Annotated in this window: 15 protein-coding genes; 10 read left to right on the top strand and 5 right to left on the bottom strand. The window is 64.2% G+C overall.

Features of this window, described 5'->3' with window-relative positions; genetic code table 11:
* Positions 1-678 precede the first annotated feature (678 nt).
* Positions 679-837 (bottom strand): hypothetical protein, encoded by a 159-nt coding sequence (locus ACQPYM_RS22915; protein WP_433003248.1) that lies wholly within the window; start codon positions 835-837, stop codon positions 679-681.
* A gap of 464 nt (positions 838-1,301) precedes the next feature.
* Here ACQPYM_RS22915 and ACQPYM_RS22910 point away from each other — a divergent pair, with 464 nt between their 5' ends.
* The 9 genes from ACQPYM_RS22910 (at position 1,302) to ACQPYM_RS22870 (ending at position 12,661) form a co-directional block, all read left to right on the top strand.
* Positions 1,302-1,445 carry a hypothetical protein gene (locus tag ACQPYM_RS22910; RefSeq protein WP_433003246.1) on the top strand — a complete coding sequence of 48 codons (144 nt, stop codon included), beginning with the start codon at positions 1,302-1,304 and terminating at the stop codon, positions 1,443-1,445.
* A 23-nt stretch (positions 1,446-1,468) separates the two neighbouring features.
* Entirely contained in the window at positions 1,469-1,738 is a 270-nt protein-coding gene (locus tag ACQPYM_RS22905; RefSeq protein WP_433003243.1) for a hypothetical protein, read from the top strand.
* A 441-nt stretch (positions 1,739-2,179) separates the two neighbouring features.
* Entirely contained in the window at positions 2,180-4,759 is a 2,580-nt protein-coding gene (locus ACQPYM_RS22900) for an AAA family ATPase (RefSeq protein WP_433003240.1), read from the top strand.
* 291 nt (positions 4,760-5,050) lie between these two features.
* Complete coding sequence (locus ACQPYM_RS22895; protein WP_433003234.1) at positions 5,051-6,052, top strand: DUF6615 family protein; 1,002 nt, start codon at positions 5,051-5,053, stop codon at positions 6,050-6,052.
* Positions 6,053-6,300: 248 nt separating this feature from the next.
* A complete protein-coding gene (locus ACQPYM_RS22890; protein WP_433023359.1) occupies positions 6,301-6,828 on the top strand; it encodes a restriction endonuclease in 528 nt (175 codons plus the stop codon).
* Positions 6,829-7,567: 739 nt separating this feature from the next.
* The gene (locus ACQPYM_RS22885; RefSeq protein WP_433003232.1) at positions 7,568-8,164 is read left to right on the top strand and encodes a hypothetical protein; all 597 of its coding nucleotides are present in this window, start codon (positions 7,568-7,570) and stop codon (positions 8,162-8,164) included.
* 185 nt (positions 8,165-8,349) lie between these two features.
* Positions 8,350-10,209, top strand: coding sequence for a DEAD/DEAH box helicase family protein (locus ACQPYM_RS22880; RefSeq protein WP_433003229.1), 1,860 nt, complete (start codon positions 8,350-8,352; stop codon positions 10,207-10,209).
* 25 nt (positions 10,210-10,234) lie between these two features.
* Entirely contained in the window at positions 10,235-12,274 is a 2,040-nt protein-coding gene (locus tag ACQPYM_RS22875) for a hypothetical protein (protein WP_433003227.1), read from the top strand.
* A 228-nt stretch (positions 12,275-12,502) separates the two neighbouring features.
* Positions 12,503-12,661, top strand: coding sequence for a hypothetical protein (locus tag ACQPYM_RS22870; RefSeq protein ID WP_433003224.1), 159 nt, complete (start codon positions 12,503-12,505; stop codon positions 12,659-12,661).
* Here ACQPYM_RS22870 and ACQPYM_RS22865 read toward each other — a convergent pair.
* Positions 12,654-12,785: a hypothetical protein gene (locus ACQPYM_RS22865; RefSeq protein ID WP_433003222.1), complete on the bottom strand. Its 132-nt coding sequence runs from the start codon at positions 12,783-12,785 to the stop codon at positions 12,654-12,656. The genes ACQPYM_RS22870 and ACQPYM_RS22865 overlap by 8 nt on opposite strands.
* A gap of 637 nt (positions 12,786-13,422) precedes the next feature.
* Between ACQPYM_RS22865 and ACQPYM_RS22860 the strand changes: the two genes are divergently transcribed.
* Positions 13,423-14,570 (top strand): IS3 family transposase gene (locus tag ACQPYM_RS22860; protein ID WP_433003220.1). Its coding sequence is split into 2 segments (ribosomal slippage): positions 13,423-13,693 and positions 13,693-14,570, totalling 1,149 coding nucleotides; the frame shifts between segments, so codons are not numbered across the junction.
* An 18-nt stretch (positions 14,571-14,588) separates the two neighbouring features.
* Here ACQPYM_RS22860 and ACQPYM_RS22855 read toward each other — a convergent pair.
* From ACQPYM_RS22855 to ACQPYM_RS22845, 3 genes are all read right to left on the bottom strand, one after another.
* Complete coding sequence (locus ACQPYM_RS22855) at positions 14,589-16,130, bottom strand: hypothetical protein (protein WP_433003219.1); 1,542 nt, start codon at positions 16,128-16,130, stop codon at positions 14,589-14,591.
* 110 nt (positions 16,131-16,240) lie between these two features.
* Positions 16,241-16,579: a helix-turn-helix domain-containing protein gene (locus tag ACQPYM_RS22850; RefSeq protein WP_433003216.1), complete on the bottom strand. Its 339-nt coding sequence runs from the start codon at positions 16,577-16,579 to the stop codon at positions 16,241-16,243.
* Positions 16,576-17,700: a tyrosine-type recombinase/integrase gene (locus ACQPYM_RS22845; protein WP_433003214.1), complete on the bottom strand. Its 1,125-nt coding sequence runs from the start codon at positions 17,698-17,700 to the stop codon at positions 16,576-16,578. Before ACQPYM_RS22845 ends, ACQPYM_RS22850 begins: the two co-directional genes overlap by 4 nt.
* Positions 17,701-17,806 lie beyond the last annotated feature (106 nt).

Below are 17,806 nucleotides of genomic sequence, written 5' to 3'. Positions count from 1 at the left end.
GAGCTTCCAGCGCCTGAGATACCAGTGTTTGCTGTGCTTCCTCGACCCCGCGCGAGGGCCTTACCAGATCTGCTCACGGCCGACCGTTGCCGGTTGGCAGGCAGCGCAGCCCAGATGCCGATACCAACTGCTGCCACGGCGGCAAGCGAGGCGGCGATCGTTGCAATCCGGTTGGCATCGTCCCAACGGGCGACAGCGAAGTAGACCCCGAGTCCAGCAAGCAGCAGGCAGGTCAGTATCAGTACGGCGCGCCGAGCAGTCATCCGCCCAATATCTCGTATTGGCCGCAAAGGCGATAGGGCCCACGCGTCAGATCGCTGAGTTGCCTAGCGGTACACAGTTGGCAGTCGCTTCGGCCATAGAGCGGGGGGCCGCGTTGTCTAGGCGGTGGCTACGGTTCCGCATAAGGCGTGGGAGGTGATCCAAACGAGGGGGTCGGTGGGGACGGGGGTGGCGGTTCGTCGACCTGGGCGAGGAGGGGCATCGGCTGTCTCTGTGGTGGGGCTGTAGATCCGGAGGAGGGGGTGGCGATGGTGCGGTCGACCTTGATGCGGCCGGTTCGATGAGTTCGATTCTGTTCTTGGGCCAGTTGAGGGTCTTGGCTACTTCTTCCCGGCGGTGGCGTGTTGCGCTGCCCATCGCCGTCACATCCGGAGCCATCTCGCGATCGCCTCGGTCTCACGAGCAGCGGTCGTTGCGCTGGGTGCGCAGAGCGGGAATGTAGGCAACTGTTTCGACATGGTCCTCGAAATCGGTGGTCTTCTTGCGAGGTGCGCCAACGATGAGCCGGAATCCCGGGGCGTTCAGTGCGGACAGCGCCCGGCTCTGTGTAGTCACCGTCGGATTTCACAAAACCCTCGTCGAGAAGAATTTGACGCGTACGTTGGCGGCGCCTTGTTGTCGCTATGCAGCCACTTCGCATCGATCCACTTGTTGCATGGTGTTCCGGTGTGCGCTCGCCCGCAAGCTCCGGCCGCTGCTCCAGCGCTTCCGCTACGGGTCCAGAAACCACACGGCCAACACCCACTCGTCGGCAGGTGTGAAGTGTTCCGCGGACAGGGGCAGGACCCATAGTCGGCTGCGGGCGGCGAGCAGTTTGCAGGTCGGGTTTCTCTCCGAGGGCATGCGCGATCGCCTCGAGACTCATCCCAGCCGCTCGGTGTTGTGCTGGCCCTCACCACAATTCCTCCCTGTGAGGCTCTATCGGCTGTAGGCAGGCGAACGTTCTCGGTACGACGAAATCGGCGGCTGAGAAGCGCGAGCGTGGAGGATTAGCAGCCGGCCGCAACGAGGAGAACGAAGTGAAGACCGCGGTCTACGGAGCCAGTGGAATGATCCGCAGCCGGGTCGCTAAAGAGGCGGTCCAGCGTGGCTGCGAGGTCATCGGGCTGACCCGGTCCGGTGGAGACGTGCGCGACGGCGTCAGTCGCGGCGGGGGAGTGTGAACGACTTGTCGTTCGCGAAGGAGGTGGGGCAGATCGCCGAAGTCGTGATTTCGCCGATCGGTCCCAAGTCGTACGGGCTGCAAGCACCAAGACTACCTCGACGCGCTGAAGAACCTGGTCGGGACCGTCAGCGGCAGGCGGCTTCTGGTCCCTGTCGGCGCGGGCATCCTCTGGAGGTTGACGGCAAACGGCTCGTCGACTCACCGTACTTCCCTGAGGTCTACCAGCCGGAGGGGCTGACCATCTCCAAGACGCTGGACTTTCTGAAGGACCTCGACGACGAGTTCGATTGAACGCAGCTCTCGCCGGCTCCGCTGATCAAGCTGGGCGAGCGCATGTAAATTCAAGCTCGGTCTGGACTCGCCGGTCGGCGACTCCATCTCGACCGAGGACTACGCGATCGCGTTGCTCGACGAGATCGAGACCCCGAGCACCGGCGCCGCCGGTTCACCGCCGCCAACTGAACCCAACGGCCCGCCTGGTGGCCGACCGCGAGCTCCGTGGCTCGGGCCACCAGCAGGCGGACTGCGGATCGATCGTCACAATCTGTGGCCGAGGTCTTGGCAACGGAGCGTAATCGCGGCATAGTCCGTGGCGGGGGAGGGTCCGATCCGCCGGCTTCAGATCCGGGCGATCGATTCTCGACATCGATTCGATCGTGGGGGGACCATGGTCTGCTTCAGCATGCGGGTTTCGACGTCTCAGGTGGTTCCTGACCCGGGGCGGCGACGGGGATGACAATCGAGGAGGAGCTGTCGAAGTGGCTGATCACGCGGCCGGCGTGGCAGCAGGATGTCGTCGGCCGGATGTGCCGGAACGAGACAATCGACGACGCCGACATTACAAAGATCGTCGACGATCTCATCGCCGGGACACCGGCGGTGGTGACGCCGGTCGCGGTGACCGACATCCCGGGAAACCCTGTTGCGGCGGCCGGTGTGCGTCTGCTTCGGGTCCGGGACCTGCGCGGTGTGAACGACCTCGCCGAAGGTGAGACTCTGACGTTCGCAGAAATCGGCTTGACCGTCGTGTTCGGATTCAACGGAAGCGGCAAGTCCGGCTACGCGCGCTTGTTGCGACGTGGAGTCAGCGCGCGAGTCGCCGTCGATGTGTTGGGCAACGTCTTCGGCGCCGGAACTCAACCTCCGCAGGGTGCCCGCATCGACTACGCCGAGTTGACCGGTGGGCAGGGGAGTTGGGCGTGGAACTCCCCGCCCAGTGCGGCATTGGGCCAGGTGCGCTTCTATGACCGGGAATGCGGTCAGGCCTATGTGACGGTTGCGTCCGAGATCAGCTATCGGCCGTCTGCGTTGGTTCTTCTCGAGTGGCTTGTCGCAGCCTGTGACAGGGTTGCTGCGGAGCTCGACTCGAGGTTGACGGCAAACGCGGCAGAACGACCGACCTTGCCGTTGTTGCCGGCGGGCACGAGCGCGGCCACCTTCCTGGGGTCGCTCAACGCGCAGACGACCGATGAACAGATCGTTGCTGCTACCAGCCTGCCCGCGGATTTCAGCGAACAGGCTGCGAGGCTCGTGAGCGAGTTCGCCCGACTTCAAGCCAGCGATCCGGCTGGGGAGAAGCAGCGTCTTGCTGCTATCGCCGGAGCATACGCAACGGTGTCCGCCAGGTGTCGGGAACTGAGTGGGCTGCTCGGAGCAGCTGGGCTCGATGCGGCTATCAGCGCCACGGAGACGGCAAGGAATTTGCGAGAGGCCGCAGACATTGCGTCTTCGCGAAGCTTCGAGTCCGAGCCTTTGGCCGGTGTCGGGTCGCAGACATGGCGGGAACTGTGGCTGGCGGCGCGGCAGTATTCCGAGGTCGAGGCGTATTCAGATCGGCCGTTTCCGGTGGCGGTCGAGGACGAGCACTGCGTCCTCTGTCAGCAGACGCTCGAGGTAGATGGGGCCGAACGGCTGCGGAGATTCGACCAGTTCATGGTCGATACCACAGAGCAGCAGGCTGCCGTCGCTGAGCGGGAGGTTGCTGCACTGAGGAGCAGGTTGGAGCCCGCGGCCGAAATGCCTGCTGTGGTTCGGATCGCGCTGCAGCAAATCGACCCAGCCGACAGTGCGTTGGCCGCCAGGGCCACTCAGTGGTTGGAGAACACCGCCGGGCAGGCTCGACGCCTGCTGGTGTGGATGGACAATCCCGAGACAGGCTTGTTCGAAGCGATTCCGACTGCGCCCGCAGCCGAGATGGACAACGCAGCCGCCGCTGCCAAAGAGCAGGCGACCTTGATCGACCAAGCTTCGTACACGGTTGCAGTGGAACGGAGTCGTGCGCTGGTAACCGAGGTACGGTCCACCAGGGCGCTGGTGGACTCGGTCGCGGAGATCCGGGTGGAGGTGGGCAGGCTGAAGGCGCGAAATCAGCTGCAGGCGCTTCGGAATGGCATCGAGACGGCCGCAATCACCCGCGAGGCCACCCTGCTCACGAAGGCGTATGTCACGCAGGTCGTGTCGGACCAGTTCGCCAAGGAGGCCGATCGCCTCGATCTGCGAAGAGTGACCTTTGCTCCCTCGGGCGGTCGGAAGGGAATGCTGATCCACAAGCCCGGGTTCGTCGGAGCTACCACGCCCGCCCCGGTGCAGAAAGTGCTCAGCGAGGGCGAGCTGACCGCGTTGGGTCTCGCGGGCTTCCTGACCGAGGTCGCGTTCGAGCCCACCAGGTCCGCGGTCGTCTTCGACGATCCCGTGACGTCGCTCGACCACCGGATCCGTGAGTCGGTCGCCGCAAGGCTGGTGGAGTTGGCGGCGGGCCGGCAGGTGATCGTCTTCACGCACGACATCTTCTTCGTGATCGACCTGAAGAGGATCGCTGAGGCTGAGAGCGTGCCAACCTTCGACCAGACGATCGCGCGTCGCGGCGAGCAGCCTGGATTCTGTTCGGACACGCACCCGTGGACGGCGCAGGACGTGAAGACGAGGGTGTCTACCCTGGAGACGAAGCTCGTCGCCCTCAAGAAGGAGCGCTCGACCCTGACAGATCCTGAGTACGAGGCGCGGGCGGCCGAGTTCGCCGGCGAGCTCTCCGAGACCTGGGAGCGAACCGTACACGTCGATGTCGTCTCGAGAGTGGTCGACACGGGGTCAGGCGAGTTGAGGCCGAAACTGTTCCGTCTCCTGGCGAGGGTGACTGCAGAAGACAACAAGGAGTTTCAGGACTGCTATGGACAGGCGTCGAAGTGGGCGCGTCGCCACGATAACAACCCAGGGTTCATCTACGTCCCGCCGATGACGGATGCGCTCGAGAAGGCGCTGAAGCAGCTCAAGGACTGGCGTAGCCGGATGAACGGATACGCGAACAAGCCATAGACATCGAGCGGATGCATATCGGTCCGTCTACCTTCCTCGCAAGCCGTTACACGCGGACTCGTCGGCGAGCCGCCAGCCCCGCCACGGTCGCCTCGCTGCCATGTCACGACGCCGACATCGTGAAGGACATCCATCGGATTATTGAGGCTGGAGATCCGTTCTGGTGCCGGACGCGTATGTCGCCGGCCACAGGGGTATGTGGGGCAAGAACAGCTGCCTGTCTTGCGGACAGGCAGCTCGACGGAATGGGGGACGGCTGTGGGATCAAAGGTCGGTCAACTGGTAGTCCAGATGGACGCTCTTGCAGAAGATACATGGCGAAAAGTTGCCTACGGCCCGGGTCGTAACGTGCGATTCCGTGAGGACGCGATCACGAGCCACAACCTGTTCGAGCTTGACCAGCGTCACTCGTGGCTGCGGGTCTGGGCTTTCACTCCGAAGCAGGAGTCCGCCAATGGTGCCGACTGGGAGTGGTGGATGGGTAACGATGCGCAGGGGTGGATCTGCTTGCGTGTCCAGGCCAAGCGGCTCAGTGAAGATCGTAAGTACTTGGAGCTGGAGCACCGGGTTGGCGAGAGTGAGGATCTACAGATCCAGCTGCTGCTGGATTCCTGCATTCGTGATGCTCGTCGATGGCAAGTACCAGTTGTTCCCCTGTACTGCTTCTACAACGGATGGGTGGATCACCCACACCTCACGCCGAACCAACGAGATGCCGACTGGCCGACAGGTGTGAGGTGTCTGGCATGCCCGGAACGGAGCGCGCCGCATAGTTGTATTCACACATCACTTCGGATACATGGGTGCACAGTGACGTCGGCATACACGGTCCGCCGGATCATGCTCAACGACAAGAGGCCCTACCGCCTCGAGCACTATCTCCGCGTCTCACTCCCTTGGTCTCATCTGTTCAAGGCATCCGACCAGCTGATCGCCGAAGATCAGGAAGTCGCGGCGATCGCGGCCAAGACTGAGGCAACCTTCAAGCAGCAGCATGTAGCTGAAGGTGTGTTGAAGCAGACTCGGTGGCTCTGGCTAGAGTCGCTGCAGTGGGCAACGATTGAGCCCACCGATGACGCGCAGCCCTGGGAGATCCTCAATGAGGTGGCGATGGCCGCACCCGGCCGGAGACCGGCGCCCTATGTCAGCCGGCTGCTGGGTGTTGGTGTTGATCAGGGGTCGTTCCCTGACGCCGAGGGGCCAGACGTGCGATCGCTCGCCGTCCTCGAAGTCCCGCGGCCACCTGAGCGCGACGAGCGAGGGCTATGGGATGAAGTTCGTCAGCGTTGGTAGATTGAACAGGACGCGGCGCACGATGCTCGGCCTCGAGCCACGGCAGGCCTAGCGCCAGCGGCAAGCGACTCTGGACTCGGCTGCGTTCGACCGCCGATGGCGACGAGGTGCGAGACCTTCGATGGCCCGTGCCGAACCTCTGGACTGATTGGGAACTGCGAGCGCTGTACGAGCTGGACAGCGCAAACATCGAGAACCGGTCAGCAACAGACGATGAGGCAAGACGACTGTCTGGCTCCTGGCCGGCGATGGATCTTGGGCGCGGGCTGAGGAAGCGAGCGGGAGGGTTCACCAGAGCGGCGCGCTTCGCCTGTGGGATGACTTGGAGCGGGTCCGTGCTAGATGGGAAGAGGCTGGACGCTTCCCGCTCCATGAGCTGGCTGTGGAGTTCACCCCGGAACGACCACCGTCACCAGTTGACTGCAGCGGCCTACCAAGCCGCCGGATATGCAACACAGTTGACCAAACAGACCCGTGACGGTGGGCGTGATGTTGAAACGACCATCGTGAGGGATGGCATGGTCCAGCGAGTCCTCATCGAATGCGAGCAATGGACCGGAACCGTCGGCGTGGAGCAGGTTCGAGGGTTGGCGGGGGTCGTGGGGGATGACCGCGCGACCTCGGGCATCCTAGTCACGACCGGCGCGTTCAGTCCCGAGGCCGCAGCATTCGCTGGGCGAACCCCCAACTGCATCTGGTCGACGGGGACGCGTTCATCACCCTGCTCGGAGAGACGCTCGGGCCAGGATGGAGTCAACGCATCGAGCGGTACCTGACCATCGAATGATCGAGGCTGACAGTCGCCGTGATCCGCACGGCCTCAAGCCAGCCACCAGCGGATCGAAGGGAGCAAGCAGCCCCTCTAGGCGTCAAGGTAAGGCTTCAAAAGAACTGTGGCCACGACGTTCGTCTATCTCTGATGCGATCTCACGCCGCAATTGATCTCAAAGCGATCGGTCAGAAGGATGAAGACTGACTAGGCAGCCAGGCCGTCGTCGCGGCTTCAGTAGCAGTGTGCCTGGTCCGGCTGCTGGCCGGACTCGCTCCTGACTGCGAGCCTATGGCAGGCTTGAAATGTTGCTCTGGGCAAGCCCTTGCTCCGTCATAGCTCCGTGAGACGTTGATAGGTCCTGGTCGCCGTTGATTATCAGCGAAGGACGAAACCACAGCTCAGAGGTCAGATACGTGCTTCCCGATCGCGATGGCTGCCAGGCTGAAGAAGATCTACAGCTTCCTCACCGGTACGGCGTTCCTCCACATTCACTGGAAGATGAACGCGACGCTCGCCCCGAGCAACGAGCGGCGGCCCGCGCAGTCTTCTCCCACCAGAACTGCCCTAACACCCCAGGCCCAGCCGCAACGGCCCATCCGCCTGTCCTCGCACGACCCCGACGCGGCCTATCGAGGTACCGTCGACCTTTGCCGTAGCGGCGGCCAGCCCCGACTCGCTGAGGCTGGCCAACTGTCGCGGGACCGTGGAATTATGGGCCGAACGGACTGCCGGGGGAAGTTGGGGTGCTGATGGATACCTGGTTCGGCCGGATGGCTGATATTCCGGGGATTCAGTTTCAGGGCAGTCCGGGGGTTGATAGATCTCGCCTGCCTGAGGCAAACGTGAGGCCGACCACGGAGTACGGCTATCTCCACTGGCCAACGTCGGACGGGACGACATCTGTTTCTCCCGCACAGCGACGGTGGACCGGGGACACGCGTACGGTGGCTCTCGATGATCTAGTGCGGTGGGTGTGGGAGGGCCTTGAGTTGCCTGGGCAGCCGCTCGACTACCACTTCCTCCTCCAGGGAGCGGTCGACCGGTTGTGGGCTGCCCGGGCGTCCTATCCGGTCGGCTTGCAGCACGTCGAGATCTTCGCCACCGCGGATCTGGCGCTCCTCGAGGCCGTCCCCCAGATCGCTCTGAGGGACCGAGCCCGCCCGGCCGAAGGCTTCCTGCGCATTAGTTCGTTGACCGTTCTGCTGACACTGTTGGAGCAGGAGGGCGCTGTGCGTGAAGCGCTCGCATTGAGCCGGAGGGCGCAACGGATCGGCGGCGAGGCCTTTGTACGTGATGATCTGGAGGCCAAGGTTGCTGCGCTCGAGGGAGAAGACCGGTGAGCGGCACCCGGCTCGTCCAGGCGATCTCTGGAGCGTCCTTCCTCGAGGACGCGTTCGTCCGATGGGTCCTGACGCCGGCTGTCACCGAGGGGATCCTTCCGCACATCGTCGGTCAGCAGCCGGTTGCGATCGACGATCGCAATTATGTGCTGGACTTTGTGATCGCCGGGTCAGGCCGACCGATCGTGGTCGAGCTCGACGGCTTCGAGTTTCACAGTAGCCGCAAAGCATTCGTGCACGACCGCAGCAGGCAGAACGACCTGGTGGCCCTTGCCTATATCGTGCTGCGATTCTCCTACGATGCGATCCGGGATGACACGGCTCGCTGCGTCTCACAGTTGCAGTCGGTTCTGGCAGCAGACCCCCTGCTCGCGGTGCATCTGATCGCGGACCCGATCGTGCCGGTCCCCGACGACATGGACGCCAACCCGCTCTGGCTGGCCACACCGCCGCCCGCGCCGGCTCCGTCGAACCTGTCATATTTCGATGAGGTCAGGCAGCGCTTTGCGATGACCCCGCTTCGCGGTTGCCAGCGGGAGGCGCTGACCGCATTGACCAACTACTACCGGCGAGGCGGCGCGAACGCGGCATGCGTAATGTCGGTCGGCGCAGGCAAGACAGCTCTGGGTGTGGCGGCGGCGCTGGCCTTCAGCAGACGCAGGGCGTTGATCGTGACCCCTGGGCGGGTGATACGAGGTACCTTTGCCACCGCACTGGATGAATCGTCGGCCGCGAATGTGATCTACACGCTGAGAGACGGTCCGCTCATCCCCGGGTGCCGGCCTCCGACGACGACGGTTCTGGATCGCCAGGACGGACCGATCCGCGACGTGAGCCGCGAGACGCTGCTATCGTCCGAGATCATCGTCACGAACTTCCACTCGCTCAGCGGCACGCGGGACGGCGAAGGACTGCTGGGTGTCCTCGGGCCGGACGACATCGACTTCATCGTCGTTGACGAAGCCCACATCGCCGCAGCGACGTCGTACCAGAGACTGTTCGACTACTTCCCGAATGCGCGTCGGCTTCTGATGTCGGCCTGTTTCAGCCGGGCCGACGGCAAGAGCATCACGGCAGATGTGGTCTACCGCTACCGGCTGATCGACTCGATCGCCGACGGTCACGCCAAGCATCTTCGGGCCCATCGATTCAGTCCTGAGGTCGAGCAGACCGAGTACGAGATCACCTGGCCCGACGGCACCCGCGAGGAGATCGTCGGCAGGCAGGCGCTTCTCGAGATCATGGACGACGAGCGCAAACTCGCTCGGATCACGGCGACCTCCGAGCAGCCCATTCACCGGATCATGCAGATCGTCAGCGAATCTCTGGACTCCCAGAAGGTTGCGCTCGCCCCGGTGCGGCCGCGAGTCCTGTTCGCCGCGCTCGGGCAGAACCATGCCGAGCAGATCGCACGGATCGCGAACGCTCACGGCATCGCTGCACGAACGTTGCACCACTCGATGAGCGACACCGAGATCGCCGCCACAAGGAGTCGCTACGAAGCGGAGTCCGGGACGCTGCAGGCCGTCGTACAGCTCAAGATGCTCGGTCAAGGGTATGACCTGCCTGCCATCAGTGTGGTTGTCCCGATGCGGCCGTACGGCAGCTTCGGGGAGTTCTACCAGTTCATTGGGCGCGGCATCAGGATGATTCATGACCCTGACCTGGCCGCTCGCGAGCAGGAACAACATCTGGACGTCGTCTACCACGGCGAACTCGGCCTGGACACCCATCTGGAAAGTCTCCGTATCGAGAACGACATGGACCCGAACCCGGAGACCGACGACGCCTTCGGTGACGCGCCGGTGCCAGATCGTGCAGCGGCCGACGTGGGCCCGACTGCGGAGATCGCTCAGGCAGTCGTCCTCGAAGAACAGGGGGAGTTCCGGCAGCAGTTCCTCCATACCCCTGACCAGGTCGAAGCCCGCAGAGAAGAACGAGAGTTGCACGCCCTCGCCCAGCGGTACGCCGCCTATGCGGCTACCACGGCCACTCCCCGATCATTCGAAGACTTCGTTGCGGTGATCCGGAGCATGCATGGGTGAGTCCGCCTTCGCCGCCGTCGACCAGTTGGCAGCCGTCCTCCTCGAAAGAGCGTTGAACGGCACCAAGATCATCGACATCGCTCGTGAGCATGCGGACCCGAACCGGAGAAACCACGTGGCGATCGTGGCGGTCGGGCCCGAAGAACGGGCCTTCATCGACAAAAGTTTCGGCCTGGCGGAGCAGCAATCCCGCGGTGCGTGGTTCCTGCCGGAGCAGGCCTCCCTGAAGTGCAGGTCCATCAATATCGCTGCCCATCTCCGGCACAATCCCTGGCACGCCCTGACCGTCGCCTCCGAGGACCGCGCCAGCATGCCGCTGGCCGCCGGCCCAGACGCACTAGCAACCCTCGCACTACTCATCCCGCTCTTCGACACGATTTTCGCGCCAGTCTTCCTCCGTGCGGCAGGCTCTCCGGACCCGGCCGCGGCTCTGCAAGCTACCTGGGCCGACCTCGACCTCCTCGGCATCAGGACGGCCCCGGCCTTCGCTGTCTTTCAGTACGGCGGAGGGTGGAGCCGTCTCGACCGCGGCGGTCAGGTACAAGCCCGTCTCGCGTTCCTCGACGCACTCGCCGCGCTGGACCTGGTTGGAATTGCCTCACGGTTCCGGGCCCAACGGGTCCAAGCGCTGGCGGCCAGAACCATGCAGAAGGCGCGTCACTCCACGCCACTCGCCCGCCAAGCCATGACGAAGCCTCTCCAACTGACGCTGGCTGCCTATTTCGGTGGCGACTGGATGGCGTTCCTCGACCATCTCGGGCTGCCTCCGAACCCCAACGAGGAGGTCATGACCGCTCTCCCCACTCCGAAGCTGTTCGTAGGGGGTGCCGCAAAGGCGACGGCGGCAGCGGCCGAGCACGGACTCGACGTGAGCGACGCGCACGCCATGCTCGCGGCATTCCTGGGGCAGACCGACTCTGTCTCTCCCGTAGACCGCAGAGTCGAGGTTCTCCGGCGGTGGTGGGTGGAATTCGACAGCGCGCACGCAAGGCAGACACCACAGATGGACGCACTGTGGGGCCTTGTCGAGGACACCGACTACGCGATCGGATATCAGCAAGGCCCATCGTCCGAGCTCTATCGGCGCCTGCTGTCTCCGGGCCTCCTCGAAGACATCGCGCAGCACTGGGAAGGCGCCATACTCCCGCGATGGCCGAACACGATCGTCACCGAGCCCTATCCACACAAGATCATGGCCGAGGCGTTTGGACCGGCCGTCTCACTCTGGCACGGGATCGCTCTCACCGCCTGGTACATCTGCGAGGGTCCGTCCTCGCGGACGTCCCTTGAGGGCCTCCGCAGTTATCACCAACGAGATCTTGCTGCGCTCGCAGAGGCAGGCGTCCCGGTCCATCCAAGCCTCTTCGACGAACTCGTCGCCGCCGAACAACACCTGGGCAAGCCCCAGAGCCTCGAGACGTACACCCACGAGCTGCAGCTGGCGAACGGAACGCTTGGATTCCGAATGAGCGGTGGAGGAGAACGCCGCGACGGCTTCGAGATCCTCCGCGACATCATCACCCGGCACCGCAGAGGCTGGGCTGAGCGCTACCTGGCCGAATATCTGCAGCAACGCTGGACCACCGAACTCTCCCAGGTCTTCCAAGAGGTTCATCGGACCATCGCCGTCAAGGGGAAGCCGCCGACCTTCAAGCAGTTCGCGCGCTTGGCTGCGACAGCCGCCACGCACTGGTTCGGCGGGGATCTCACTGCGCTCTCAACCGCCATCGGCGAGAAAGCGCCTCCGCCCCTGCCGCGCGTCTGCCTTTTCTCGATGCCGACCCGCGAACTCATTGAGACGGTCTACGCCGCGCTGGGCGGCGAGCCGTACGAGGAGAACCTCAGGATCACCGATTTCCCAAAGGCTGACGGCTATCGGCAAAGATCTCGTCTTGCGACCGCCAGCGTGAGATACCTGCAACTCATGGAGGCTCTTGGCAGACCGCCCGAGCCGACCGAATTCGGAGCCAACCGCTTCGAGTGGGAATGGGCAGGAGACCTGGACCGAGGATGGCCCACCTACAAGAAAATGGTCGAAGGCACGCTGAACGGACGCAGCCGGTGAAGCTGGAGAGCCGATCTGCAGTCGCGTTCCGGGGCGTTGTGCTGCCTGCGACGCCGCGTTGGCCGCAACACGTCTCGGTTTGGAGCCATCCGAGCTGAGGGCTCGCCATCTCGACGGCGCGTTCTGCGCCGCGCTCACCCACGACTCCTACCTGTACGAGCATCAGGCCGATGCCCCACACGTCACCCCCGGCGTTCTGCGAGCGTTACCGATCACGGCAGGCGATGGATGACACGTAAGGTCGCGGTTTCGGCGTACCGGCGACGTCACTTCGAGAAGGTCGGGCCGCTGAGCGATGTCGTCGCCTACGCCCGCACCTCGGATCGCGTCGTGGGCGAGGACGCTCGACTGGCTGCCGCAGGCGGGTCTCCTCGGTCGGTCACTTGAGGTCGCGCAGCTCTCCGGCCGCATCGTAGAGCGGATCCTGCTCCAGCTGATCGGGCTCCTGTGTCTGATGGGCGAGGATGAGAAAATACGCCGGTTCGTCGCACCCTTCCTGGACGGTGATCATCGACATCACGGTGCAAGTACTCAGAAGGCGCGGAAACGAGGTGTCTGTGCGGGGCGAGCTGCGGGTGGCCGCCTTAAGGATCCAACAGATCGTTGCCGCGCATGAGGTTCTGCTCAGGATCATGGATCAGGTGCCGCCTCACCGCGTTCTGTCTGGGCGTTTGTAGCGGATACGCTGGATAGCCGAAGCTGAGCGTGATCGCTGTCAGCGTCTGCACGACATGTGAGATGCGAGAGCTTCCTATTCGGCTGAGACCATCAGTGCGGGTGACTACGTCCGCATACGTGGTCAGTGGCGCCAGGTGATTCGCACCAATCGGAGGCCGGTGAGTGTACGCACCGAGACTCGGATCGATCGGGCGCCCTACAGCCGTATCACCGGCCTCAGAGCACTGGCCGAGATCGAAAGTAGCTACGAACCGCCGACTCCATGATCCGAACCTCGAGACTTACTGTGTGCCCCGAATGCGAGCGGCGCGAATGGTCAGCTCGGCGGCGCCGATGATCGCGATCGAACACCTGGTGTGCTGGGCGCTAGAAGTCAGCGCTGCGCGATGAGGTAGGCGTTGGGGTCTGCCCCCGGTTCGGTTGACTCCTGATCTGTGAGGACTTCGGTCCTTGCTGGAAGGATGTCTGTCATGCCGAAAGCGTTGCCTGAGGAGTTCCGTCGCGATGTGGTCGCTCTGGCCCGGAAAGGTGAGGCGCCGGTCAGCCAGATCGCGAAGGACTTCGGGATCTCACCGTCGTGCCTGCGGCGCTGGCTGAAGCTGGCCGATATCGAAGACGGGAACCGGTCCGGAGCGTCCCAGAACGAGTCCGACGAACTGCGGGAGGCCAGGAAGCGGGTCCGGCAGCTGGAACAGGAGAACGAGATCCTGCGCCGAGCCGCGGCCTACTTCGCCCGCGACATCAACCCAAAATGATGTACCCGCTGGTCCTCGATCTGGCCGTCGACGGTATCCCCGTCACGGTGACCTGCCGGGTGCTCGGCTTCTCCAAGCAAGCCTTCTATAAGTGGCGCAAGAATCCTGTCACACAAAGAGATTTCGACAACGCCTTTCTGATCAACGCGGCCCGCGACATCCACGCCGACGACCCTGCGTTCGGGTACCGGTTCATCGCCGACGAACTCACCGACCAAGGCCACAAGGTAAGCGAGAACCGGGTCGCGAGGTTATGCAGCCAGGAACGGATCTGGTCGATCCACGCCAAGAAACGCGGACTGAACCGCAAGGCCGGCCCGCCGGTCCACGACGACCACGTGAAGAAGGTATTCACCGCGCCCTCACCGAACCTGGTCTGGCTGACCGACATCACCGAACACGCCACCGCCGAGGGCAAGCTGTATCTGTGCGCGGTCAAGGACGTCTACTCCAACCGGATCGTCGGCTACTCCATCGGCTCGCGCATGAAAGCGTCCCTGGCCGTTACGGCCCTGCGCAACGCGATCGCTCTGCGCACACCTGCAGCCGGGCTCATCGTCCACAGCGACCGCGGCAGCCAGTTTCGGTCCACGAAATACGTCCGGGTCCTCAAAGCCCACTCACTGCGCGGGTCGATGGGCAGAGTCGGAGCCTGCGGCGACAACGCCGCGATGGAATCCTTCTTCGCCCTCCTCCAGAAGAACGTCCTCGACCGGCAACGCTGGACCAGCCGCCAAGAACTCAGACTCGCGATCGTGTCCTGGATCGAAACCAGCTACCACCGCAGGCGCCGGCAACGCCGCCTCAACAAGCTCACACCTATCGAGTTTGAGATGATTCAACCTGCCGCACACGCGGCCTGAACCACCCAACCCCGCGAGTCAACTAAACCCGGGGCAGTCCCGATCTGAATACTGGTGGTGTGTCGTGTTCGACTGTCGCCAGAGCTCATGCTGGTTCAACGGTTGGCGTGGGGCATGTTTGCGGTCGTCAGGGCTGGCTGGTGGTTGTTGTGGTGCTGGAGCTCCGGCTGGCGGCGTAGGTCTTGTGGTGGTGCCGGCTTCGGCGGCGATCCTTGTTGCGCGTTGGTTGTTGTAGTTGAGCATTGTTGCCACGACGGGTGCTGGTGCCTGGAGCAACAGTTCACGGATTGCTCTGGTTCTGGCGTTGAGGTTCGGGATGCCGAGTTTTTGCAGGCGAAGCCGGATGCTGGTCGGGTGGATGGGTTGGCCTGCGCGTCGGCCGGGAAACAGCAGTTGGCTGTCGGGGTTGGTGGCGGTAGCGAGGTTGGGGCGGCCGCTCAAGTAGGTGGTGATGATGTCGGCGAAGGGTTCGGGGACCGGGATGGGTGGGTCGCCGAGGCGGATCAGGAGTTGGTCGCCGTCGTGGGTGATGTCGGCCAGGGTGAGGCGGACGATCCGGGTGAGTGGCTGGGCGTAGAGCAGGATGAGCAGCGCGATCACCCGGTCGATCGCGGCGATGGTGTGGTCGGTGTGGATCCGCCGGATGAGGTCCGTGCGTTGGCGGTTGCTGATCGGCGGGGAGTGGCCGCTGACGGTGGCGGGCAGCGTGAGGCGTGGGATGTGGTGGTGGTCGATGGCCCAGCGCAGGAAGGCCCTGGCGCCCTGTCCGGCGCTGCGCGGCGCGGTGGCGAACCAGCGGTTCAGGTCTGCCTGGGTGCACTGCTGCGGGGAGCGTCCGTAAGCGGATAGATCGGCGAGAAAGGCCGCGGCTTGGCGGAGGTGGGATCGGGCGTTTTGATTGCGGCAGTGCCCGATCGGACCTGTTTGTGCAGCTGCCCTGAGGCGTCGGAGCAGGTGCCAGGTGCCGAACCGGTGCAGCAGTTTGCGGTGCTCGGGATTGTCGATGTCGTCGAGCCATGTCGGTAGCCATTGCTCGAATAGGAACAGGAAACGGTCGATCGGCGGCAGGGTTCCGCAGGCGACGAGGAGGTCGCGGATGTAGGCGACCGAGCGCCAGGGCGTGAGCTGGCTGAGCCCGTCGTGGGTGAGCGGAACATTGCCGTGGGCAAGGGCTTGAAGGATCGGTGGGACGTGGGGTCTGGATAGCCAGAGGATCCCGGAGCGTGGTCTGGCCATTGCGCAGATTGACTCGAACAGTGGTGTGAGTTCGGGCCGGATGGTGCCGGTGCCGTTGTCGAGGATGGTGGTGAGCCGGTCGGTGAGGACGCAGCGGCCGCAGATGCCGACGTAGTGGCGCCAGCCTTCTTGTCCGCACCGGGTGCAGGTGTAGTCACCGAGCCCGCCGGCGCAGTCGGTGCACAACCCTTCGCCGGTCGCGCTGAGGCCGGGCAGCATCCGGTCGACGCCGCAGCCGGTGCAGTGGCCGTAGGTTTCGCAAGCCCGCGCGAAGCATCCCGAGCAGATCGGTCCCTCCGGCCAGTGCTTGTTGGCCACGACCACCCGGCCTGCGCCAGAGGCATCACCCGGCTGGGATGAGCCGCTGGTTCGCAGCGGCCGGTGACAGCGAGCGCAGGTCTTCTGAGCCTGATCCTGCGGCTGTTTCGGGGTCACTACAGATCGGTGATGCGGGCGCGTTTGGGTCGTAGCCCGGCAGCAGCTGCCCTCGTTGGGGCGTCGCCGCCGGCTGTTTTGCGGACGCCGATGTTGACTGCGTCGGTGGTGATCAGTTCGCTGGGTTCGATGGCGAAGATGTCGCAGAGTGCCGCGAGCACGGCCATTGACAGGCGTTCGGGTGTGCCGGTGACGAGCCGGTGGACCTGCGAGGCAGACAAGTCGATGCCGCGTTCTCGTAGCAGCGGCACGAGTTCGGTGGTGGCGTAGATCTGGTGTTCGGCCATCACTTCCCGCAGCCGCCACTGATAGCTGACTACGCGTTTCTGGCCTTTCATCGGGTGCCTCCTGCTGGCGGGTTGAGGGCCTCGGACACGATGTTGTCCAGGGCTTTGCGGAGTGTGCGGGTGCGGTAGTCGGAGGACACGCAGGTGTAGATCGAGGTGGTCGAGGCGTGGTCGTGGCCGACCTGTTCTTGCACGAACCGTGGGTCCCAGCCGTCCTCGATCAGGTGCGTCACATAGGAGCGGCGCAGCGAGTGGAAGTCCAGGCCAGGTTCCATTCCGAGTGCGTCGCGGTAGGCCGCGAGCCGCTTGTTCAGTTGCTGCACCCCGACGCGCGGGCCGCGTTCTGACGGCCAGGCGGCTGGGTTGTTCGGTGTGCCGAAGCAGGGCTTGATCTCGGTGAACCATTGCTCGAGAACCTCGCTGGTCCACGCCCAGACGGCCAGGACGGAGCGTCGTTTGGGTGGGGATCCGCGTTGTGCTTTGCCGTGCCGGACGTAGCAGACGCCGTACTCGCCGAACTCGGGCCCGTCGGGGTTGCGGCCGAAGTCGGCGGCATCGAGCATCCGGGTTTCGTTGCGGCGTGTCCCGTAGCCGTAGGCGATCTTGAAGATCGTCGCGTCGGGAAACGCCGACAGCCAGCCCTTGCGACCGAGCGCGCGTTTGCGTGCGACCTCGTCATCGGCGTGGTCAAACAGCGCCTGCAGTTCGGCCCGGGTGAACGCCCGCCGCGCCGCCCCAGCCTCGCAATCAGCCACATGCGCGGCCGCGTTGACATCGTGAATGACCTGGATCGGGTGCGTCCCGAACCGCACTTCGCACTCACCGGCCCAGCCATAGGCCGGGTCGATCAGGTAGGCGCAGAAGCCGCGGATCGCGACCTGGTAGCTACGTATGGTCGACCGCGACACGTGCCGCACCGCGCGCAGATCACTGAACCAGTCATCGGCCAGATGCGACGACCACGCCCACGGGAAAGCATCCGCGTGACGGGCGAAGGCCCGCAGGTGATGCTCGCGATTCTGCACCGTCGGGAACGCCAAATTCCTGGCCAACTGCTGATTCGCAAAGCCCAGGAGCATCGCCTCGAACACCTGCTCCTCGGGGTGAAGCAGCGACACTCCATCAACCAGAACCAGGCCGGCCGCGCCCGGAACCTGACCGCGATCCTGCACCGAAACCACTCTCCACTCACCCGCATCAGATGCGGGATCATCGCATCAGATGCGAGCCGCTGGGAAGAGCGCAGGTCAGCCAACTATCCAGATACCCGAACGGCAA

The organism is Kribbella sp. CA-294648 (assembly GCF_050943845.1).
Taxonomy (GTDB): Bacteria; Actinomycetota; Actinomycetes; order Propionibacteriales; family Kribbellaceae; genus Kribbella.
This window is presented reverse-complemented; position numbering and strand designations above follow the sequence as displayed.